This window comes from Burkholderia sp. Se-20378 (assembly GCF_017104665.1).
GTDB classification, from domain to species: domain Bacteria; phylum Pseudomonadota; class Gammaproteobacteria; order Burkholderiales; family Burkholderiaceae; genus Burkholderia; species Burkholderia lata.
The window spans coordinates 1-21,169 of the sequence record NZ_JAAGPG010000013.1; the positions used below are offsets into that span (position 1 = coordinate 1).

24 protein-coding genes are annotated in these 21,169 nt (G+C 63.6%); 10 read left to right on the plus strand and 14 right to left on the minus strand.

The window, feature by feature from the left end; all coding sequences use genetic code 11:
* The 5 genes from G3N93_RS03695 to G3N93_RS03715 form a co-directional block, all read left to right on the plus strand.
* Positions 1–333: hypothetical protein (locus tag G3N93_RS03695; protein ID WP_206132295.1), on the plus strand; the 333-nt coding region annotated here is incomplete at its 5' end.
* A gap of 176 nt (positions 334–509) precedes the next feature.
* Positions 510–1,727, plus strand: coding sequence for a DUF2863 family protein (locus tag G3N93_RS03700; RefSeq protein ID WP_174942555.1), 1,218 nt, complete (start codon positions 510–512; stop codon positions 1,725–1,727).
* 213 nt (positions 1,728–1,940) lie between these two features.
* Positions 1,941–2,777: a response regulator transcription factor gene (locus tag G3N93_RS03705; RefSeq protein ID WP_174942558.1), complete on the plus strand. Its 837-nt coding sequence runs from the start codon at positions 1,941–1,943 to the stop codon at positions 2,775–2,777.
* A gap of 75 nt (positions 2,778–2,852) precedes the next feature.
* On the plus strand, positions 2,853–3,527 hold the full coding sequence (locus G3N93_RS03710; RefSeq protein ID WP_011352675.1) for an energy-coupling factor ABC transporter permease: 675 nt from the start codon (positions 2,853–2,855) through the stop codon (positions 3,525–3,527).
* 139 nt (positions 3,528–3,666) lie between these two features.
* Positions 3,667–4,320 carry a BspC domain-containing protein gene (locus G3N93_RS03715; RefSeq protein WP_174942907.1) on the plus strand — a complete coding sequence of 218 codons (654 nt, stop codon included), beginning with the start codon at positions 3,667–3,669 and terminating at the stop codon, positions 4,318–4,320.
* An 82-nt stretch (positions 4,321–4,402) separates the two neighbouring features.
* On the opposite strand, the gene G3N93_RS03720 is transcribed toward G3N93_RS03715, so the two are convergent.
* Complete coding sequence (locus G3N93_RS03720; RefSeq protein ID WP_174987864.1) at positions 4,403–5,557, minus strand: carboxypeptidase family protein; 1,155 nt, start codon at positions 5,555–5,557, stop codon at positions 4,403–4,405.
* 88 nt (positions 5,558–5,645) lie between these two features.
* On the minus strand, positions 5,646–6,428 hold the full coding sequence (yaaA, locus tag G3N93_RS03725; RefSeq protein ID WP_174942563.1) for a peroxide stress protein YaaA: 783 nt from the start codon (positions 6,426–6,428) through the stop codon (positions 5,646–5,648).
* Between the two features lie 57 nt (positions 6,429–6,485).
* On the opposite strand from yaaA, the gene G3N93_RS03730 reads away from it, so the two are divergent.
* Positions 6,486–6,965 (plus strand): putative toxin-antitoxin system toxin component, PIN family, encoded by a 480-nt coding sequence (locus tag G3N93_RS03730; protein ID WP_174942566.1) that lies wholly within the window; start codon positions 6,486–6,488, stop codon positions 6,963–6,965.
* Between the two features lie 33 nt (positions 6,966–6,998).
* Positions 6,999–8,171, plus strand: a complete 1,173-nt coding sequence (locus G3N93_RS03735; protein WP_174987867.1) for a pyridoxal phosphate-dependent aminotransferase — start codon at positions 6,999–7,001, stop codon at positions 8,169–8,171.
* A 42-nt stretch (positions 8,172–8,213) separates the two neighbouring features.
* On the opposite strand, the gene G3N93_RS03740 is transcribed toward G3N93_RS03735, so the two are convergent.
* A complete protein-coding gene (locus G3N93_RS03740; protein WP_174942569.1) occupies positions 8,214–8,870 on the minus strand; it encodes a glutathione S-transferase in 657 nt (218 codons plus the stop codon).
* A 14-nt stretch (positions 8,871–8,884) separates the two neighbouring features.
* Between G3N93_RS03740 and G3N93_RS03745 the strand changes: the two genes are divergently transcribed.
* The 3 genes from G3N93_RS03745 to G3N93_RS03755 all read left to right on the plus strand — a co-directional run bounded on the left by G3N93_RS03745 (position 8,885) and on the right by G3N93_RS03755 (position 10,814).
* On the plus strand, positions 8,885–9,076 hold the full coding sequence (locus G3N93_RS03745) for a hypothetical protein (protein ID WP_174942571.1): 192 nt from the start codon (positions 8,885–8,887) through the stop codon (positions 9,074–9,076).
* A complete protein-coding gene (locus G3N93_RS03750) occupies positions 9,073–9,864 on the plus strand; it encodes an oxepin-CoA hydrolase, alternative type (protein ID WP_174987873.1) in 792 nt (263 codons plus the stop codon). Before G3N93_RS03745 ends, G3N93_RS03750 begins: the two co-directional genes overlap by 4 nt.
* A 257-nt stretch (positions 9,865–10,121) precedes the next feature.
* Positions 10,122–10,814, plus strand: a complete 693-nt coding sequence (locus G3N93_RS03755; RefSeq protein WP_174942885.1) for a glutathione binding-like protein — start codon at positions 10,122–10,124, stop codon at positions 10,812–10,814.
* A 47-nt stretch (positions 10,815–10,861) separates the two neighbouring features.
* On the opposite strand, the gene G3N93_RS03760 is transcribed toward G3N93_RS03755, so the two are convergent.
* The 11 genes from G3N93_RS03760 to nuoK form a co-directional block, all read right to left on the minus strand.
* Complete coding sequence (locus G3N93_RS03760; protein ID WP_174942577.1) at positions 10,862–11,338, minus strand: MaoC family dehydratase; 477 nt, start codon at positions 11,336–11,338, stop codon at positions 10,862–10,864.
* The gene (locus tag G3N93_RS03765; protein WP_174942883.1) at positions 11,335–11,796 is read right to left on the minus strand and encodes a MaoC family dehydratase; all 462 of its coding nucleotides are present in this window, start codon (positions 11,794–11,796) and stop codon (positions 11,335–11,337) included. Before G3N93_RS03765 ends, G3N93_RS03760 begins: the two co-directional genes overlap by 4 nt.
* Positions 11,797–11,833: 37 nt before the next feature.
* Entirely contained in the window at positions 11,834–12,967 is a 1,134-nt protein-coding gene (locus G3N93_RS03770) for an acyl-CoA dehydrogenase family protein (RefSeq protein ID WP_174942881.1), read from the minus strand.
* A gap of 19 nt (positions 12,968–12,986) precedes the next feature.
* Positions 12,987–14,183 (minus strand): acyl-CoA dehydrogenase family protein, encoded by a 1,197-nt coding sequence (locus G3N93_RS03775; protein WP_174942879.1) that lies wholly within the window; start codon positions 14,181–14,183, stop codon positions 12,987–12,989.
* Between the two features lie 103 nt (positions 14,184–14,286).
* On the minus strand, positions 14,287–14,715 hold the full coding sequence (locus tag G3N93_RS03780; RefSeq protein WP_206132296.1) for a DUF1178 family protein: 429 nt from the start codon (positions 14,713–14,715) through the stop codon (positions 14,287–14,289).
* Positions 14,716–14,851: 136 nt separating this feature from the next.
* Positions 14,852–15,442 carry an NUDIX domain-containing protein gene (locus G3N93_RS03785; RefSeq protein WP_174942591.1) on the minus strand — a complete coding sequence of 197 codons (591 nt, stop codon included), beginning with the start codon at positions 15,440–15,442 and terminating at the stop codon, positions 14,852–14,854.
* Positions 15,443–15,478: 36 nt separating this feature from the next.
* The gene (locus G3N93_RS03790) at positions 15,479–15,775 is read right to left on the minus strand and encodes a DUF2818 family protein (RefSeq protein WP_011352690.1); all 297 of its coding nucleotides are present in this window, start codon (positions 15,773–15,775) and stop codon (positions 15,479–15,481) included.
* Positions 15,775–17,232: an NADH-quinone oxidoreductase subunit NuoN gene (gene nuoN / locus G3N93_RS03795; RefSeq protein ID WP_174935312.1), complete on the minus strand. Its 1,458-nt coding sequence runs from the start codon at positions 17,230–17,232 to the stop codon at positions 15,775–15,777. Before nuoN ends, G3N93_RS03790 begins: the two co-directional genes overlap by 1 nt.
* A 36-nt stretch (positions 17,233–17,268) precedes the next feature.
* Positions 17,269–18,759, minus strand: a complete 1,491-nt coding sequence (locus G3N93_RS03800) for an NADH-quinone oxidoreductase subunit M (RefSeq protein WP_011352692.1) — start codon at positions 18,757–18,759, stop codon at positions 17,269–17,271.
* Positions 18,760–18,775: 16 nt separating this feature from the next.
* Positions 18,776–20,830, minus strand: coding sequence for an NADH-quinone oxidoreductase subunit L (nuoL, locus tag G3N93_RS03805; protein WP_011352693.1), 2,055 nt, complete (start codon positions 20,828–20,830; stop codon positions 18,776–18,778).
* Positions 20,831–20,847: 17 nt separating this feature from the next.
* Positions 20,848–21,153, minus strand: coding sequence for an NADH-quinone oxidoreductase subunit NuoK (nuoK, locus tag G3N93_RS03810; RefSeq protein WP_006478272.1), 306 nt, complete (start codon positions 21,151–21,153; stop codon positions 20,848–20,850).
* Between the last annotated feature and the right edge of the window lie 16 nt (positions 21,154–21,169).

Below are 21,169 nucleotides of genomic sequence, written 5' to 3' on the forward strand. Positions count from 1 at the left end.
AATATGAATTGCTTCATAAACCTGACTTACTTTAGTGTGAGACTCTTGATACTTTCGCTATCTGATCCGAGGATCAGCTCGCTTCCATCAAGCGCCCACACTTATCGGCTGTTAATTTTTAAAGAGCATTCTGCGAGGAACTTCGTGTTTCTCAGCAGCGCTGCGTTTTCAGCAGCAGAGAAGCGAGATTATGAACCGTGTTTCGCATTTCGTCAACAACTTTTTTACTACATCGTTGCGACTGCGGGGCTCAACTTCCAGGCCGGTTGCGCGCTACAGACTCCAGCACACCGCCAACCCTTGCTTCCCTCTTCCGCGCTGCGTTTCCGTTAGCGCGAAAGAGGCGTGATTGTAGGTAGCTCGCGGCATTCGCGCAAGGGGTTTGAAGCAACTTTTTTACAAAAGCCGCAATTCGGCCGGCCGGCCATGCCTCGGCACGAGACCGCTTATGGTGCAAAGAACGGACTAGAATGTGAGGTTCTTCGCCTCTTTCTATATACGTCTTTAATATGCGCCAGCGAATCGCCAAACGCCTCCCCCCCGATGCCGACAAACTGGTCGGTCTGTCGCTTGCGCTCTTCGCGTCGGGCAGCCGCATCGAGGATCGCTTCTGGGAAGCGAAGCTCGACGCGCTGCTCGCCAAGATTGTCCGCAACGGCAACCAGACCACGCTCGACGCAGCGCTCGACCATCTTCAGCAGAATCACCCCGACGCCTATGGCGCGCTCGCCGACATGGCCGAGACGCACAGCGAGTCGATGGTGATCGAGCACGAAGGCCAACCGTTCGATGCGCTGCTGGTCGCCGTCCCGGTTCTCGCATGGACGCGCTACATGATTCCGTCGGGCCCGCTCAAGGGCGAAGTTGCCGACGCGCTGCGAACGCACCTGCAGGCGCACGTCCTGGCGAACGGCACCCTCGTCGGGCTTGCCCCGTTCCTCTATAGCATCGACCAGTTGCCGCGCCACCACGTCGAGACCTACCGGCTCGCCCAGCAGCTCGCGCATGCGGCGATCAGCCAGCACACGCCCAAGCTCAGCTTCGGCGACCTGCCCGAAACCTCGCCGATCCTGGCCGACCCGCGCTTCCTGCTCGCCGTCGTCGCGGCTCCCGCTGGCGCGCCACTGTTCCGCTGGCAGGAAGAAGAAGGCGGCAGCCGGATCGAACGTGGCCAGTGCCTCGAGCAATGGACGGCCCAGGGCGGCCCGAACCTGTCGATCGCCCTGCCCGGCTGCGAATTCGAATGCCTGCTTCCGGACGCGTACTATTCCGCCTGCCGCGATGCGGACGAACGCGTGCGTCCGCACACGGTGAGAACGGCCATTCGTTATCTTTTCGACACACTTGGTGCGGCACCGCAAGAGCTGCGCGCGGTGGTCGCCGGCTTCGGCGAACGCCGTATCGACGAGTACCGTGTCGGCTTCACGCGGCGTGCCAGCAACGACGTAATCTACGGCGTCGTATGGCCGCTCTACGGCCGTGAAAACGGCGACGTGTCGATCGACAGCGCAACGCTCGAAGGCGAAGCACCGATCGAAGGGCCGGTCGAGGAAATCGTGAGCCTGCTGAAGGAATGCGGCGTAACCGACGTCCGGCGGCACGCGGGCCGCTTCGAACCCGAATACTGCGATGACTGCGGCGTGCCGCTCTACGCAGATCCGCTCGGCGAAATCGTCCACGCGGAAATGCCGGAAGACGCGTCACCCGCCCAGCCGCACTTCCACTGACCCGCAGCACAGCAGGCCCTGACGGCCTGCCCACCTGAAGCCGCTCACGGTTCCCGCCGGAGCGGCTTTTTACTTGTCCGCCTTCCCGCCGCCCGAAATTTCATACTTTTCCTAAGCCTTTCAGCCAAGCAGACATCGTGTAAGGTCTTTGTCATCATCAGACCCAAGGCATGCCAGACGGCAGATCAATGGCTCACATTACGGAGGTTGAATATGCGGTTCCTGATGCTCAATTCAGACGCCGAGCGGCGTGACGGACTGAAGGCCCTGTTGCGACAGATCGACCGTCACGCCGGCATCAACGATGCGCCCGACAGTTTCCAGGCGCGCAGGCTGCTGCGTAACCAGCGTTTCGACCTCGTCGCGATCGACTGGCTCGACGTCGGCCGGCTCAGCGAGCTTCAGGCGCTCTGCAACGCTTGCTCGCCGACACCCGTCGCCGTCCTGGTCGACGAAACATCGCCCGAAGCCATCCAGCGCTTCTTCAACTACGGTGTCGCCGGCGTGATCCCGCATTCCACGCGGCCGCACCTGATCGTGCGTGCGCTCGAGATCGTACTGCTGGGCGGGCACTACATTCCGCCGATCGCGCTCCGCCTGCTGCCCTCTACTGCTGCGGCGCGTTACGACGCCCATTTCCAGACGCTCGCCGGGTCACTTCCCCGCCGGCCGCCGAGCGGCCTCTTGTCGCCGCGGCAAGCGCAGATCATGCGCTTCGTCCACATGGGCAGCACCAACAAGATGATCGCCCGCACACTCGGCATCAGCGAAGGCACCGTCAAGATCCACCTCGCCAGCATCTTCCAGCAGCTTGGTGCCGCCAACCGCGCCGCCGCGGTCGCGATCTACAACGGCTGGCTGTCGCCCCACCTCGAGGTGCTGCTGGCGAACCGCAATCGCGCGCGTAAGCCGCCCATCGGCGAACACGGCCCGGTTCCGCTGCGTACGCAACGGAATGACCGCCCGTATCCGTTGCCGGCCTCGATCGACAGCGCGCAGGACCTGCCGATCGCCGCCGAGCCGCCGGCGCGGTTCCGGCGAGAACGCTAGGCAAACAGTCTCGATATTGCGACGGTCGGCGTGTGCGGATTCCCACCTTTGATGCTCAACGAGTAATATGAACGCATGGGTTTTCTTTTCACACCGCTTCCGCTCTGGGTTGGCATCGGTGGCTGGATCGCCGCCGTGGCCCTGCTCGCGCTCGCGATCTGGAATCGTCCATTCGTCCGCCTGCAGGACGCCACGCTCCAGCACGTGTGGCTCGCGCTCGTCACCGCCATTGCGGTCCTCTGGGCCTCGAATGCGTGGCTCGAAGATGGCATCGTCATGCATCTGCTCGGCGCGACGCTGCTCGTCACCTTGTTCGACTGGACACTCGCACTGATCGCGATGGGCGCCGTCACGGCGGTCGCCGCGATCATCTTCGACGCGCCCTGGCAGGGTATTGGCCTGACCTATCTGATTTACGGCGCGCTGCCGGTCGCCGTGTCGGCATTGCTGCAGCGCGCCGCACTCGCATGGTTGCCTCACAATCTCGCGTCGTTCATTACCGGCCAGGGATTCCTGTCGCCGGCCATCGCGATAATCGCGGTTGCCGCTGCTGCGGCCGGGGTCCAGCTCGCGCTCGCGGATGGCGTGCCCGTCGTGATTCCCGCCGGCTATCTGCTGAACACCGCGCTGCTTGCACTCGGCGAAGCGTGGTTCACCGGCATGGCGACGGCACTCATCGCCGTCTATCGCCCCGCCTGGGTCACGACCTTCGACGTCCGGCGCTATCGCCTCGGCGGCCCGCGCGCCTGAATTGCCCTCTGGCGGCAGCACCGTCATCCCGTGCCGGCAGCCCCTCACGCAGTGCGGCAGAATGCGACATCTACTGCCGCACAACTTTTTTACGCTAAGATTGAACTCCGGTTCTTCATCGGGCATCTATACGTGCCCGATGTCTCATTCGCTCCTCACCAATAACCAGATGGACAGCTCTCCTGCGTCGCTCCGGATTTTCCGGGCGCTCGGCAAGCTGGCAGCCTGTATTGCGGGCCTGTCGCTTGCGCTTCCGACACCGGCATTCGCCGATCTGCTCGACCAGCGCTCCGAACTGATCAACAAATTCGTCAACGAAATGCATGCCGATCCGCTCGCCGCCGATTGTGCAGCGCACGGCAGCTTCATCGCCAGCACGTCGTCGGCCTTCGACCGCGTCGACTTCGCGCCGAACACATTCGACAGCGGCAACGCGACGACCACGCCATGGAACGACTCGTTCGACCAGGGCAAGCAGCGCGTGAAGGTCGACAATATCGTCACGGTCGACGGCCTCGGCATCCACAGCGACGGCAGCGACCCGACGCCGCTGAAATTCCGATGCGGCTATGTCGGTCAGCAAATGCTCGCGTTCAGTTGGAACGACCCGGTTCCGCCGCTGAAGCCGCGCGTCGAGCGCTCCTCGTCCTCCACGAAGAAATTCAAGGGCAAGTCGCACCGAGGCAAGGGCAAGGCAAAGGCATCGGGCCGTACCGGCAGCAAGAAGGCCGTCGCAACGAAAAAGTCGAGCGGCCAGAAGAAGGTCGTGAAGAAGACCGCGAAGAAGTCCTGATACGACGAAGCGATGTCGACAGGAGCAAAAAAGCCGGGGCATCCTGAGATGCCCCGGCTTTTTTCATACGGCGACGCTACGCTTACGCGAACGTGTCGACGTGCACCAGGATCGCCGCCAGCATCGCCGCGCCAAGCGCCGCGCTGCGCTCGCCGTTCCAGCCGACTCGTTCGTCGGGCAGGTTCGCGTTGTCCTTGAACGGCATCTCGAGCGTCAGCGACAGACAGCCGAACTGGTGGCCGATGTACTTCGACGCGAGCTTGAGCGCATCCTCCTTGTACTTGCTCGCGGCATAGCCGTGCTCAGTCTGGAAGTCGGGGCTCGCGACCTTGAACGCTTCGATGAATGCGGTCTGCTCCTTGCCCTGCTGCTCGGTAAAGCTCGGCAGCATCTCGGACCCGGCAACGAACACGTACGGCAGATCCTCGTCGCCGTGAATGTCGAAGAACATGTCGCAGCCGATCGCATGGATTGCATCGCGCACAGCCAGCACCTCGGGGCTGCGCTCGGCATCGGGCGCCATCCACTCGCGGTTCAGGTTCGCGCCTGCCGCATTGGTGCGCAGGTTGCCGTGCACGCTGCCGTCCGGGTTCATGTTCGGAACGATATGGAACGTCGCGCGATCGTACAGCTTGCGCGCGACCGGATCGCCAGCCCAGTCGCCCCATCCGGCCAGCCGCTTGACGAGGCCTTCGACGAACCATTCGGCCATCGACTCGCCAGGGTGCTGGCGCGCGATGATCCACACCTTCTTCTTCGGCGTGCCGTCGGTTTCCGGCGTACCGAGCGTCAGCAGCGACATCGGGCGACCTTCGACCGTGCGGCCGAGTTCGACGACGCTCGCCTGCGGCAACTGCTGGACCGCGCCGAGAAACGCCGCGTGACGCTCTTCCGAGTACGGTTCGAAATACGCGTAATAGATGCTGTCGAATTCCGGCGTATGGTCGATGGTCATCGTCTTGCCGTCGAACGTCGTCGGCACGCGGAACCAGTCGACCCGGTCATAGCTCGCCACCGCGCTGTAGTTGCGCCAGCCCGACGGATACGCACATTCGGCAGCATTCTCGAACGTCATCACGCAGCGCTCGCCGCGGGCGCCCGTCAAGCGGTAGTAAAACCATTGCGCAAATTCCGAGCGGGTGTCGCCGCGCACGCGCAGTCGAATCGCATCGGGACTGTCGCACGATACGACGTCGATTGCGCCTGCGTCGAAATTGCTGGTGATCGAAAGGGCCATCTGTCTCTCCTTGGACGACCGGAACAGGCGGTGTAGCGCTTGCCCGGCCTCATGCATGCGCCGGCCGTCTCGTGAACGGCCGGCAAGGTCACTCGCCGACTCGCCGGCGATATACGTAAGTCGAATCGTTCGACGCGGCCGCATCGAACGCATAGCCTTCCGTCGCGAAATCCTTCAGCGCCTTCGGGTCGGTAATACGGTTCTCGACGATAAAGCGCGCCATCAGGCCGCGCGCACGCTTCGCATGGAAGCTGATGATCTTGTAGCGGCCGCCCTTCCAGTCCTCGAACACCGGCGTGATGACGGGTGCGGCCAGCAGTTTCGGCTTGACCGACTTGAAGTATTCGGTCGACGCGCAGTTGACCAGCACGCGCGCCGCGCCGCTGCGCGTTTCGAGCTGCTCGTTCAGCGCCCGCGTGATGCGGTCGCCCCAGAACGCGTACAGATCCTTGCCGCGCGCATTCGCGAAGCGCGTACCCATCTCGAGCCGGTACGGCTGCAACAGGTCGAGCGGACGCAACAGCCCGTACAGGCCCGACAGCACGCGCACGTGCTGCTGCGCATAGTCGAGATCGGCGGACGACAGCGATTTGGCGTCGAATCCTTCATATACGTCGCCATTGAACGCGAGCACGGCCTGCTTCGCGTTGGCCGGCGTGAAAGTCGACGACCAGTCTGCGTAGCGCTGGAAATTCAGGCGCGCGAGCGGATCGGAGATATCCATCAGCGTCGCGATGTCCTGCGGCGAAAGCTTGCGCAGACCGTCGATCAGTTCAGACGCGTCGTCGACGAATGCAGGCTTCGTGTAAGACTGGACGTGCGCGGGCGTATCGTAGTCGAGGGATTTGGCTGGAGAGAGAACGATTATCATAGAGGCTCGCTGGCACGCCGTGCCTTGCGGTCAGACGAAAACCACCGATTGTAACGAATGACCCGCTCTCTCGCCCCGCATGCCGCGCATCGCGTCGTGCTCGACTCGAACGTCTGGATCGACATCCTCGTATTCGACGACCCCGCTACGCGCCCGATCCGGGCCGCGCTCGAACGCGGCACGCTTGCCGCCGTGATCGACGGCCGCTGCCTGACCGAACTCGAGTATGTGCTCGATTATCCGCAGTTCCAGGCGCGCGCTGTCGACAAGGCGGCTGCGCTCGCGACCGTCGCTCGCCTCGCGAGCCTCGTCGAGCCGCCGGCCGTCGACGCCGACGCGCCGCCCCTGCCGAAGTGCAAGGACCGCGACGACCAGAAATTTCTGGAACTCGCCCGCGCCGCCCAGGTTGAGTGGCTCGTGTCGAAAGACCGCGCGCTGCTGAAGCTCGCGAAGCGCACCGCACGCGACTTCGGCTTCCGGATCGCGCAACCCGCACCCTTTGCCGAGGCCTGCGCGCTCGACACCACGCCGGCCTGACGCCCGCACCACCACCCGACCTCGACCGTATCGATGAACGCTCCTTCAGACATGCCAACGACTCCCGTTTTCCCCTCGCGCCTGCCGAACGTCGGCACGACGATCTTCACGGTCATGAGCGCGCTTGCCGCAGAAAAAGGCGCGGTGAACCTCGGCCAGGGCTTTCCGGATTTCGACTGCGATCCACGCATCGTCGATGCGGTTGCCACGGCAATGCGCAACGGGCACAACCAGTATCCGCCGATGGCCGGCGTCGCGCCGCTGCGCGACGCGATCGCAGACAAGATCGCGCAGGTCTACGGCCGGCGTTACGATCCGGCGACCGAAATCACCGTCACGGCCGGCGCGACGCAGGCGTTGCTGACCGCGATCATGTGCACGGTGCATCCGGGTGATGAAGTGATCGTCGTCGAACCGACCTACGACAGCTACCTGCCGTCGATCGAACTCGCGGGCGGCAAGCCCGTGTTCGTCACGCTGGAAGCGCCCGACTACGCGATCCCGTTCGATCGTCTGGCAGCCGCAATCACGCCGAAAACCCGCATGATCCTGATCAACACGCCACATAACCCGACGGGTACCGTGTGGCGCGAGGCGGACATGCGCAAGCTCCAGGAGATCGTGCGCGGCACCAACGTGCTGATCCTGTCCGACGAAGTCTACGAGCACATGGTCTACGACGGCGCGCGCCACGAGAGCGTCGCGCGCTATCCGGAACTCGCCGCGCGCAGCTTCATCGTGTCGAGCTTCGGCAAGACCTATCACGTGACGGGCTGGAAGGTCGGCTATGTCGCGGCGCCTGCCGCGCTGACCGCGGAATTCCGCAAGGTCCACCAGTTCAACGTGTTCACGGTGAACACGCCGATGCAGATCGGGCTCGCCGACTACCTGCGCGACCCGGCGCCGTACCTGACGCTTGCCGACTTCTACCAGAAGAAGCGCGACTTCTTCCGGGCCGGCCTCGAGCGCACGCGCTTCAAGTTGCTGCCCTGCACGGGCACGTACTTCCAGTGCGTCGACTATTCGGCGATCAGCGACCTGCCGGAAGCAGAATTTTCGAAGTGGCTCACGTCGGAGATCGGCGTGGCCGCCATTCCGGTGTCGGCGTTCTATCACGAGCCACACGAATCGGGCGTCGTCCGATTCTGCTTCGCGAAACAGGAAAGCACGCTCGCATCCGCGCTCGAGCGACTCGCCCGCCTGTAAGACCCGCACGGGCGGCCGCACGCCGCCCTGCGGGAATCGCGCTTACGAGCGCGCGACGCTCGTCGCTTCGATATACGCCTTGCGCTCGGCCGCCACGCGCTGCGCGGCAGGGCGCTCGCCTACCTTCTTCGCATGCGCCTTCCAGTCGATACCCGCATCGAGCAGGAAATCGCGTCCGTATATGGCCTTCGTCGCCATGCCGATGACCGGCAGATGGACCCAGGCGGCGATGTCCGCGAGGCCGAACGACTCGCCGAGCACATACGGTGAAAACTGCGCCATCTGCTTGAACGCATCGATCGCGCGCGGCAGGCGCTTCTCGACGTGCGCCTTCATCCCGTCGCTGACCTTGCCGCCAAAAAACGCTTCGGTGTAGACCTCACGCGCCATCCATTCGAGATACAGCTCGAGCGTCTCGATCAGTTCGCGCACCTTCGCGCCGGCAAACGGGCTTGCCGGAAAGATGCCTTTCTCGGGATAGCGCGCGGCCAGGTACTCGATGATCACCTGCGACTCGAACAGCGCGCCTTCTTCGGTCTTCAGAAACGGAATCTTGCCGAGCGGCGAATCGACGAGCTGCGCCGGATCGCTGATCGGCAAACCGCATACCGACTCCTCGAACGGAATGTCGTGCTCGAGCAGGACGAACTTCACCTTGTTGTAGTAGTTGGACAACGGAATACCGCACAGCTGTAGCATCGGAGTCTCCTTCCTTGCTGAAGCGCGGCCGCATCGATGCGGGCCGCATCGGGATTCATCGCGCTGAAAAGCACGTTCGTGCTAGTCTAAAGCAAGTTTTGCGTTCGTCACGACAACAATACATCTGCTACGGCATCGGCCGCATCAGCACGCGCGATGCGCCCGCCGCCGCAGCCCCGCCATCCGATGGAGACACGCTCGCATGAGTGCTGAACTGCTGGCCTCGCGTCCGGCCGAGAGCGAATCGACGCTCGTCCTCACGCTATCCAATCCCGGCGCACGCAATGCGCTGCATCCCGACATGTACGCGGCCGGCATCGAAGCGCTCGCCACCGCCGAACGCGATCCCGGGATCCGCGCGGTCGTGCTCACCGGCGCCGATCGCTTCTTCTGCGCGGGCGGCAACCTGAACCGGCTGCTCGACAACCGCTCGAAGGATCCGTCCTACCAGGCCGACAGCATCGATCAGCTCGCCGCATGGGTAGCGGCGATCCACGCTTCGACGAAGCCGGTGATCGCAGCGGTCGAAGGCGCCGCGGCCGGCGCGGGCTTCTCGCTCGCGCTCGCGTGCGACCTGATCGTCGCCGCACACGATGCAAAATTCGTGATGTCGTACGCGCGGGTCGGTCTGACGCCCGATGGAGGCGGTTCGTGGTTCATCGCCCGCGCGCTGCCGCGTGCGCTCGCGGCCGAGATCCTGTTCGAAGGCAAGCCTGTTGCAGCCGAACGTCTGCACACGCTCGGCGTCGTCAACCGGCTCGCCGTGCCCGGCGCGGCACTGACCGACGCGCTGGCATGGGCCGATGCGCTCGCCGGCATCTCGCCGAACGCACTCACGCGCATCAAGTCGCTGCTCGACGACGCGACGATGCAACCGCTCGACGCGCATCTCGTCACGGAGCGCGATCATTTCGTCGCATCGCTGCATCATGCGGACGGGCTCGAAGGCATCACCGCATTTCTCGAGAAACGCCCGCCCCGCTACAAGCGCTGAGCCGTCGCGCCTGCTGTCGAATTGACGCGTCTCCACCGCATCGCCGCGATGCGGCACGGCGACGCCCCATCTCGACGACTCGGAGCGACGCGTGATTGCCCCCGGCGCCAAGTAGCGCAACACGCACGCACACATCTGCGCACACGCATCGGCACGCACATTTCCGTCGCCAGCAGCCCATATCGATCCATGCTCTAATGACCGCCTGTCACGGCGCTGCCGGCGCCGTTTTCGCGCATGCAACAAAGGAGTTCACGATGATCGACGTCTATAGCTGGGCGACCCCGAACGGCCACAAGGTGCACATCATGCTCGAGGAAACGGGCCTCGCTTATCGTGTCCATCCTGTCGATATCGGCGCGGGCGACCAGTTCAAGCCGGAATTCCTGACGATCAGCCCGAACAACAAGATCCCCGCGATCGTCGATCCGGACGGCCCCGGCGGCAAGCCGATCTCGCTGTTCGAATCGGGCGCGATCCTGATCTACCTTGCGGAGAAGACCGGCAAGTTCCTGCCGACCGATCCGGCCGCACGCTACGCGACGCTCGAATGGCTGATGTTCCAGATGGGCGGTGTCGGCCCGATGCTCGGGCAGGCACACCACTTCCGCCTGTATGCGCCGGAGAAGATCGAATATGCGGTCAACCGCTACACGAACGAAGCGAAGCGCCTGTACAACGTGATGGACAAACGTCTCGGCGAATCCGAGTATCTCGCGGGTGACACGTACACGATCGCGGACATTGCGACGTTCCCGTGGACGCGCTCGTGGCAGAACCAGGGCATCGTGCTCGACGAATTGCCGAACGTGAAGCGCTGGTACGACGCGATCGCCGCACGACCGGCCGTCCAGCGTGGTGTCGAAGTGCTCGCTTCGGCGCGCAAGGCGCTGCAGGACGACAAGGCGCGTGAGGTGCTGTTCGGCGCGACGCAATACGCGAAGCACTGACGTGCATGTGAAAAGCGGAGCGGCATTCGTGCATGCCGCCCCGCGCTTCAGAAGTAATGCAGCGTGATGAATTCCGCCGCGCAAACGGGCAGCGGCGCGTCGGGAAGCTCGACCTGCATCGTCACCGACCACGTCACCTGCACACCGTCCCGCGCGGCCTCGGCGGTTTCCTTTACCGCAAACAGCGCACGCACGCGCGCACCGACTGGCACCGGCTTCAGGAACCGCACACGGTTCAGTCCGTAGTTCACGCCCATCTTCTGCTCGAAACGCATCGCGTCGGCCATCAACGCCGGAATCAGCGATAGCGTCAGGAACCCGTGCGCGATCGGGCCGCCGAATGGCGACTCGCGCCGCGCACGTTCGGGATCGACGTGAATCCATTGATGATCGCCGGTCGCATCGGCAAAGCCATCGACACGACGCTGGTCGATCGAGAGCCAGCCGCTCGCGAGCGGCTCTGCGCCGACACGCGCCTGCAGCGCTTGTGCCGATGCGATCAGCGGCAAGGTCACATCGGTCATGCCGGCTCGCCTCCCGGATGGCGCAGCCCGAAGATCACCTTGGTATGCACGGTGATCACCGTCTCGCCGGCGCCGTTCACGCCGACCCACTCCGTCGACACGATGCCGCGGTCGGGCTTGCTCTCCGACACGCGCTTGTCGTGGACCTTCTGATACATCGTGATCGTGTCGCCGGCGCGCACCGGTTTGAGCCAGCGAATCGAATCGATGCCGGGCGAGCCCATGCTCGTCGAGTCCGACCCGAGCTTCTTGATGAGCAGGCTCATGAACACCGAACACGTATGCCAGCCGCTCGCGACGAGCCCGCCGAAATGCGAGGCTTTCCCCGCCTCTTCGTCGAGATGGAACGGCTGTGGATCATAGCGTTGCGCGAACGCCTTGATGTCGTCGGGTTCGAACGTGTAACGGCCCACTTCGGTGGTGCTGCCGACCACCAGGTCTTCGTAACTGATGCCCACTAGGTGTCTCCTTGTCTGGCGCGCTCGCGCGTCGCCGTCATGCCGCGTCGGTCTGTGCGAAATCGGGCAGCGCCGCGATGCGGGCAAGATGATGATCGGTGTCGCCGAGCGTCGTCTCGATGATCGTCAGCCGCTTGAACAGGTGCGCGGCGGCGACCTCGTTGGTCACGCCCATGCCGCCGTGCAGCTGAACGGCCTGCTGGCCGACGAAGCGAGCGGCGGCGCCGACACGTGCTTTCGCGGCCGACACGGCCTTGCGCCGCGCATCGGCATCGCCGCTCGCGTAGCGTACGGCAGCCAGGTAAGTCAGCGAACGCGCCTGCTCGGCGTGGATCAGCATGTCGACCATCCGGTGCTGCAGCGCCTGGAAACGTGCGATCGGCACGCCGAACTGCTCGCGCGTCTTCGTGTATTCGACCGTGGCGCGGTTCAGTTCGTCGAGCACGCCGACCGCTTCCGCGCACAGCAGGAACGTCGCGTAATCGGCAACCTGTTCGAGGGCTGCCGCGTCGCGCGCACCACCCGTCAGCAGTCGCGCCGGCGTTTCGTCGAACCCGATCGTCGCGGCACGCTGGCCGTCGATCGTCCGGTAGTCGGCCACCTTAGCGTTCGCGGCATTCCGTTCGACGACGAAGAGGCCGATGCCACCGCCGTCGACGCGGGCGGGCACAATCCACACATCCGCCTGTGCGCCATGCTGAACGACCGACTTCGTGCCGGTCAGCCGGTACGTGCCGCCCTGCTCGCGCGCATGCGTGTCGAGTTCGAACAGGTCGTAGCGCGCATGCGGCTCGTGGAACGCAACCGCCACGCGTTTCTGCCCCTGCGCGATCGCCTCCAGCAGCGCCGCATCCTCACCGGCGCCCGAGCCGGCGATACGCAAGGCTTCGACGCCCACCACCGTTGCCCAGTACGGCTCGATCACGAGCGCACGGCCGAGCTCCTGCATCACGACCAGCATGTCGACCGGGCCGCCGCCGAAGCCACCCTGCGCGTCCGGCACGGGCAGCGCGGTCAGCCCCAACTCGGCAAACGCGCTCCATTGCGTGTCCGACACGCCCGCGTCGCTGCGCACGATTGCCTGGCGCGCTTCGAAGCCGTATTGCTCGCCGAGATAACGGCGCAGCGCGTCGGCGAACTGCTGCTGCTCATCGGTAAAGCTGAAATCCATGGTTGTCTCCGTTCCCTGATCACAGCCCCAGAATCATCTGCGCGATGATGTTCTTCTGGATCTCGTTCGAACCGCCGTAGATCGACGTCTTCCGGTAATTGAAGTAGTACGCGGCAAGCGGCGCCGCATCGTCGTCGCCCGCGATGCTGTGCTCGCGCTGCCCGTCGAGGAACGGTACGTCGAACGGTGCGGCAAGCGGGCCGATCGCGTCGACCATCAGCTCGGTGAGCGCCTGCTGCACTTCCGTGCCCTTGATCTTCAGCATCGACGCCTCGGGGCCCGGCCCCTTGCCGCTCGTCTCGCGGCTGACGACGCGCAGCACCGTCACCTCGAGCGCCATCAGCTCGACCTCGAGCGCCGCGACCTTCGCGGCAAACACGGGATCCGCGAGCAACGGCTTGCCGTTCTTGCGCTGGTTCGACGCGACGCGCTTCAGGAACGCGAGTTCGCGCTTCGACGCACCGACACGCGCGATACCGGTGCGCTCGTGACCGAGCAGGTATTTCGCGTAGGTCCAGCCGCGGTTCTCGTCGCCGACGAGATTCTCGACCGGCACCTTGACGTCCTCGAGGAACACCTCGTTGACCTCGTGGTCCTCGTCGAGCATGACGATCGGGCGCACCGTAATGCCGGGCGTCTTCATGTCGATCAGCAGGAACGAGATGCCTTCCTGTTTCTTCGCGGCCGGATCGGTGCGTACCAGGCAGAACATCATGTCGGCGTACTGGCCGAGCGTCGTCCAGGTCTTCTGGCCATTGACGACATAGTGATCGCCCTGGCGCTCGGCGCGCGTGCGCAACGAGGCGAGGTCGGATCCCGAACCCGGCTCCGAGTAACCCTGGCACCACCAGTCGGTGCCATCGAGAATACGCGGCAGATAGTGACGTTTCTGCGCTTCGCTGCCGTATTTCATCAACACGGGCGCGACCATCGATACGCCGAACGGCAGCACGGTGGGCGCGCCGATCCGCGCGCACTCCTCGTCCCAGATGTGCCGTTGGGTCGCGTTCCAGCCCGGGCCGCCGTATTCAACCGGCCATGCGGGCGCAGACCAGCCGCGCTGGCCGAGAATCCGGTGCCAGCTCGCGAAATCCTCGCGGTCGAGTCGTTTGTGATCGAGTACTTTGGCGCGCAGTGCGTGAGGCAGGTTGGCCTCGAGCCAGGCGCGGACGTCGACGCGGAACGCGTCGTCCGAGGGGGAATAATCCAGATCCATGCGCAGTGTCTCCTGTCGACCGGAGTTAGCGCTTCAGCGGTTACTCCGGTCCCATGCAAGGCTGTCCGCAACCGTCCGGCCTGGCAAGGACTCACTGCATACGTTATTGCAGCGGTTCTTTCAGCATGGCAGGAATCGGCAGCGGCATCACGTCGATGCCTTCTTCGGCCAAGGATTGCGCATCTTCGGCGGTCGTAACGCCACGAATGCTGCGTGCCGGCGCCTCGTTGTAATGGATGCGCCGCGCTTCCTCGGCGAAGCGCTCGCCCACATTCTCGGTTTTCTCCAGCACCTCGCGCAGTGCACGCATCACCTGCACCTGCACCTGCAGCGCACGCGGATCGGCCGGCTGTGCCTGCGTCGCGCCCGACAAGTTCAGGCGCGGCGCCGACGGCAGACGGTTGACCTCGGTTGTTCCACACACCGGACATTCGACCAGCTTGCGGGACAACTGCGCTTCGAATTCATCGGCGGAAGCGAACCAGCCTTCGAACCGATGACCGTGCGGACACTGTAAATCGAGGACCTTCATGCTGAATCAGGGCGTGTGAGGAGTGTAGCGCAAAAAGCGCTTTTGTGAACGATCGTGCTAAATTTCGATGACGCGATGCGAAGGCACCGCGTCACCGGATTGTAACGCGGCGCCCCACCCGCCGCTGACGCCGCGCTCAGGGCGTCAGGACGGGCCCGAGCGGCCACGTGCCGGACAGCACCTTGTCGAGCCACATCGTGCCGATGATCGTCTTCACATCGGAGATCTGGCCCGTGCGCACCCATTCCTGCAGATCGGCCTGCGTCGCGGTGAAGGTCTCGAGGAATTCGCCTTCGTCGAGCTTGCGCTCGCCGGCCGTCAGCCCGCGCGCCAGGTACAGGTCGATGAATTCGGTCGAATAAGAAATGATCGGGTGAATCCGGGCGAGAAACACGTATTCGCGTGCCGTGTAGCCGGTTTCTTCGCGCAGTTCGCGCACCGCGCATGCGAGCGCGCCTTCGTTCGGATCGAGCTTGCCGGCCGGGAATTCGGCCATCACCTTGCCGATCGGGTAGCGATACTGGCTTTCCATCAGCACGCGGCCGTCGTCGAACAGCGGGATCACCATCACCGCGCCCGGATGCTGGACGTATTCGCGCATGGCTTTCTTGCCGTCCGGCAGACGGACGGTATCGCGCTTGAGCTTGAGGAACGAGCCTTCGAAGATCGCCTCGCTTTCGAGGCAGGTTTCGGTCAGTGCGGCGTCGTGATTGGGTAGTTCGGCCATCGGCGGCTCCGGGAATGAGCGCGACGGCCGAAGCCGTCAGCGTCGTTTGACGAGATACTGAAACGTGAAGCCGGGAAACGCGAACACGATGAAAAGACTGAACGTGATCGCGTAGAACTGCCAGCCCTGTTCGAAGCGGTTGCCGGCGCGCGACTCGAGCCAGAAGCCGAGCGCGCCAACGATGAAATACAGCACGATCAGCTCGCCGATCCGCACCCACCCGCTCTTCTTCGCCGTGCCGAACGGCACGACGGCGAAGAGGCGTTGGTTCAGGAACGGCAGGTTGGCGCAGACGAGCGCCAACAGCACGATAAACCAGCCGGCTGCCGACATTACAGCGGCGGCAGCGTGTGACGAATTGCCTGCAGGCAGGCCGTCAGCAGCGGGCTCGGGATCAGGCCGAGCACCACGACCGCCAGGCCGTTCAGCACGAGGATCGTGCGCTTGCAGAAATCGCCCGAGATCGGGGTCGTATCCTGCGGTGCATCGAAGTACATCAGCTTCACGATGCGCAGGTAGTAGAACGCGCCGAACAGCGACGTGATCACGGCCAGCACGGCCAGCCACGTGAGGCCCGCGTTGACGGTCGCCTCGAGCACGGCGAGCTTCGCGTAGAAGCCGACGGTCGGCGGAATACCTGCCAGCGAGAACATCATGACCATCATCACGAACGCGAACACCGGGCTGCGCTTGTTGAGGCCCTTGAAGTCGTCGATCGTTTCGGCTTCGAAATCGCGGCGCGCGAGCAGCATCACCACGCCGAACGAGCCGAGCGTCGTGATCAGGTAGACGATCGCGTAGAACATCGCCGAGCTGTATGCGTTCGCCGGTGCCGTTGCGTCGCCCTTCACGATGCCTGCGAGCAGGCCGAGCAGCACGAAGCCCATGTTCGAGATCGCCGAGTACGCCAGCATCCGCTTGATGTTGCGCTGGACGATACCCGTGATGTTGCCGACGATCAGCGACAGTGCGGCCAGGATCACGAGCGCGGTCTGCCAGTTCTGTGCGAGCGGCAGCAGGCCCATCACCAGGAAGCGCAGGCCCCACGCGAACGCGGCAACCTTCGGACCGCCGCCGACGAACAGCGTCATCGCGGTCGGTGCGCCCTGGTAGACGTCCGGCACCCACATGTGGAACGGCACGGCGCCGAGCTTGAATGCAATGCCGGCGACGATGAAGACCACGCCGAACATCAGCACGGCTGCGTCGGTGTTGCCGCTAACCGCCTTGTACACCTCGCCCAGCTCGAGCGAGCCGGTCGCGCCGTAGAGCATCGAGATGCCGTACAGCACGAAGCCCGATGCGAGCGCGCCCAGCACGTAGTACTTCATCGCAGCTTCGCTCGACTGTGCGGCGTCGCGGCGCAGCGCGATGACGGCGTACAGCGACAGCGACATCAGTTCGAGACCGAGGTACAGCGTCAGGAAGTTGTTGCCCGACACCATGACCAGCTGACCGAGCAGCGAGAACATGCCGAGCAGGAACACATCGCCGCGGAACATGTCGCGATCTTCGAGGTACTTGCGCGAATAGACGAGCGAGACCGCGAAACCGAACGACACGACAGCCTTCATCGTGCTCGCGAACGAGTCGACGACGACCATCTTCGAGAAGAAGTAGTACTGCTGCGGGTCGAGTGCCTGCACCGCGAACCACACGCCGGCGACGACCGACGATACGACCGCGATCAGATAAGTCAGGCGGCGGCCGGAAGCACCGGTAAAGGTGTCGTTCAGCCATGCGACGACGATGGCGGCCATCACCAGCGCGTCAGGCAACAGGACATTCATAGGAGCGTTCATGATCTTGAGTTCCTCCGCTCGCGATTACTGGGCCAGCGGCAGCTTCGACTGCGCGACATGGGAGAGGAGGTTTTCCACGGAAACGTGCATCACGTCGGTGAAGGGCTTCGGATACAGGCCCATCAGCATCGTGAACGCGGCGAGCACGGCCAGCATCAGGAATTCGCGACGGCCGATGTCCTTCAGCTTGGCAACGTGATCGTTCGCAACTGCGCCGAAGTACACGCGCTTGTACATCCACAGCGTGTAGGCAGCGCCGAGGATCAGCGTGAATGCCGCGCCGAAAGCGATCCAGAAGTTGTACTGGACGGCAGCGAGAATCACCATGAACTCGCCGACGAAACCCGACGTACCCGGCAGGCCGCAGTTGGCCATCGAGAACAGCATCGCGAAGGCTGCGAACTTCGGCATCACGTTCACGACGCCGCCGTAATCGGCGATCTGGCGCGAGTGCACGCGGTCGTACAGCACGCCGATGCAGAGGAACATCGCGCCCGACACGAAGCCGTGCGAGATCATCTGGATGATCGCGCCTTCGACGCCGAGCTGGTTGAAGATGAAGAAGCCGAGCGTGACGAAGCCCATGTGCGCGATCGACGAATACGCGACCAGCTTCTTCATGTCGGACTGCACCATCGCGACGAGGCCGATGTAGATCACCGCGATCAGCGACAGCGTGATCACGACGGGAGCCAGGAAGTGGCTCGCGTCAGGCGTGATCGGCAGCGAGAAGCGCAGGAAACCGTACGCGCCGAGCTTCAGCATGATCGCAGCCAGCACGACCGAGCCGCCCGTCGGCGCTTCCACGTGCGCATCCGGCAGCCAGGTGTGGACCGGCCACATCGGCACCTTCACCGCGAACGCGAGGAAGAAAGCAATGAACAGCAGTATCTGCGGTGTCATCGCGATCTTGGCGTTCTGCCACGTCGCGAGGTCGAACGAATGCGTTTCCGTGTACAGGTAGATCAGCGCGACCAGCATCAGCAGCGAGCCGGCCAGCGTGTACAGGAAGAACTTGAATGCCGCATACACGCGGTTCGGGCCGCCCCACACGCCGATGATGATGTACATCGGGATCAGGGTCGCTTCGAAGAACACGTAGAACAGCAGGCCGTCGGCCGCCGAGAATACGCCGATCATGATCCCGGACAGGATCAGGAACGCCGCGAGGTACTGCGCGACGTTCTCGGTGATCACTTCCCATGCGGCGATCACGACAATCACCGTAATCAGCGCAGTCAGCACGACGAACCACATCGAGATGCCGTCGACGCCGAGGTGATACGCGATGTCGAAGCGTTCGATCCAGGTCGACTTCTCGACGAACTGCAGCGCAGCCGTGCTCGAGTCGAAGCCCGTGATCAGCGGGATCGTGACCGCCAGGCCGAGCAGCGAACCGATCAGCGCGATCCAGCGGGCCGTCCCCGGATTTTTGTCGTTACCCACCGCAAGCACGAGGAGGCCGAAAACGATCGGCAACCAGATCGCGGTACTGAGAATCGGAAAAGCGTGCATTAAGTTGTCCCCCGCCTTATTTGCCGCCGAGCGTTACAAACAGGGTCAGGAGCCCCAGCATGCCGATGATCATGGCGAACGCGTAGTGATAGATGTAACCGGATTGGAGGAAGCGGATCACGCCGGCGAACCAGCCGATGAACCGGGCGCTGCCGTTGACGAGGCCGTCGATCACCACGACGTCACCCTCTTTCCACAGGCCGCGGCCGATCGCCACCGAACCACGGGCGAACACCACTTCGTTGATCTTGTCCATGTAGTACTTGTTGTCCAGCAGCGTGTAGATCGGGCCGAACGCGCGGCGGATCGACGCCGGCAGTTCCGGACGCTTCAGGTACAGGAACCACGCGACAACGACACCGGCGAGCGCGAGCCAGACCGGCAGGCCGGACACCGAGTGCAGGCCCATGCCCACCCAGCCGTGGAACTCTTCGGCCATCTCGGCCAGGGCCGGATGGTTTTCGCCGATGAAGATCACCTTGTCGAATGCAACGCCGTGCTGGAAGAAGTCGCCGAACAGCATCGGGCTGATCGCGAACGCGCCGATGATGACCGACGGGATCGCCAGCAGGACCAGCGGCACCCACACGACCCACGGGGTCTCGTGCGGCTCGTGCGCGTGATCGTCATGACCGTGGCCATGGCCGTGGTCGTCGTGGCCATGCGCAGCCGCCATGCCCATCGGCGATTCCGGATGCTTCGGCTTGCGGAAGCGCTCTTCGCCGTGGAACACCAGGAAGTACATGCGGAACGAGTACAGCGCCGTAACGAACACGCTCGCGACGACCGCGAAGTACGCGAAGCCCGAACCCGGCAGGTGCGACAGCTTCACCGCGTCGATGATCGAGTCCTTCGAGTAGAAGCCCGAGAAGAACGGCGTGCCGATCAGCGCCAGCGAACCGACGAGCGACGTGATCCACGTGATCGGCATGTACTTGCGCAGACCGCCCATGTTGCGCATGTCCTGGTCGTGGTGCATGCCCATGATGACCGAGCCTGCGCCAAGGAACAGCAGCGCCTTGAAGAACGCGTGCGTCATCAGGTGGAACACGGCGACCGGGTAAGCGGACACGCCGAGCGCGACGGTCATGTAGCCGAGCTGCGACAGCGTCGAGTACGCGACCACGCGCTTGATGTCGTTCTGGACGATACCGAGGAAGCCCATGAAGAGCGCCGTGATCGCGCCGATCACCGTGATGAACGACAGCGCGGTATCCGACAGCTCGAACAGCGGCGACATGCGCGACACCATGAAGATGCCGGCGGTCACCATCGTCGCCGCGTGAATCAGCGCGGAGATCGGGGTCGGGCCTTCCATCGAGTCCGGCAGCCACACGTGCAGCGGGAACTGTGCCGACTTACCCATCGCGCCGATGAACAGGCAGATACAGGCGACGGTCAGCAGGCCCCAGTCGGTGCCCGGGAAGTGCAGGCTCGCGAGTTCCGCGCGCTTTGCGAACACTTCGCCGTAGTTCATCGAGCCGGCGAATGCGAGCAGCAGGCCGATGCCGAGCAGGAAGCCGAAGTCGCCCACGCGGTTCACGAGGAACGCCTTCATGTTCGCGTAGATCGCGCTCTCACGCGTGAAGTAGAAGCCGATCAGCAGGTACGACACCAGACCCACCGCTTCCCAGCCGAAGAACAGCTGCAGGAAGTTGTTGCTCATCACGAGCATCAGCATCGAGAACGTGAACAGCGAGATGTACGAGAAGAAGCGCTGGTAGCCGTCTTCTTCCGCCATGTAGCCGATCGTGTACACGTGCACCATCAGCGAGACGAAGGTCACGACGACCATCATCATCGCGGTCAGCGAATCGACGAGGAAGCCGACTTCGAGCTTCAGCGAGCCGACGTTCATCCATTCGTAGACGGTCGCGTTGAAGCTTGCGCCGCCCATCACGTCGAAGAAGACTTTCGCCGACAGGAGGAACGCGATCATTACGCCGAGGATCGTGATCCGGTGTGCGCCCTTGCGCCCGACTGCGTTCCCGAACAGCCCCGCAATCAGCGAGCCGGCCAGCGGAGCGAGCGGAATCGCCAGCAGCAGGTTTTCATTGAGTGTCGTTGACATAACAGCGTTGCCTGAAATTAACCTTTGAGCTGATCGAGATCCTCGACATTGATCGTGTCGAGCTTACGGAACAGGGTCACCAGAATCGCGAGGCCGATCGCGGCTTCCGCTGCGGCGACGGTCAGCACGAAGAACACGAAGATCTGGCCGTGCACATCGCCGAGGTAGTGCGAAAACGCGACGAAGTTGGTATTCACCGCCAGCAGCATCAATTCGATCGACATCAGGATGATGATGACGTTGCGGCGGTTCAGAAAGATCCCGACGATCGCGATCGCAAAGAGGATCGCGCCGAGCACGAGGTAGTGAGCAAGAGTCAGCATGGTTTTCTTTTCCTCC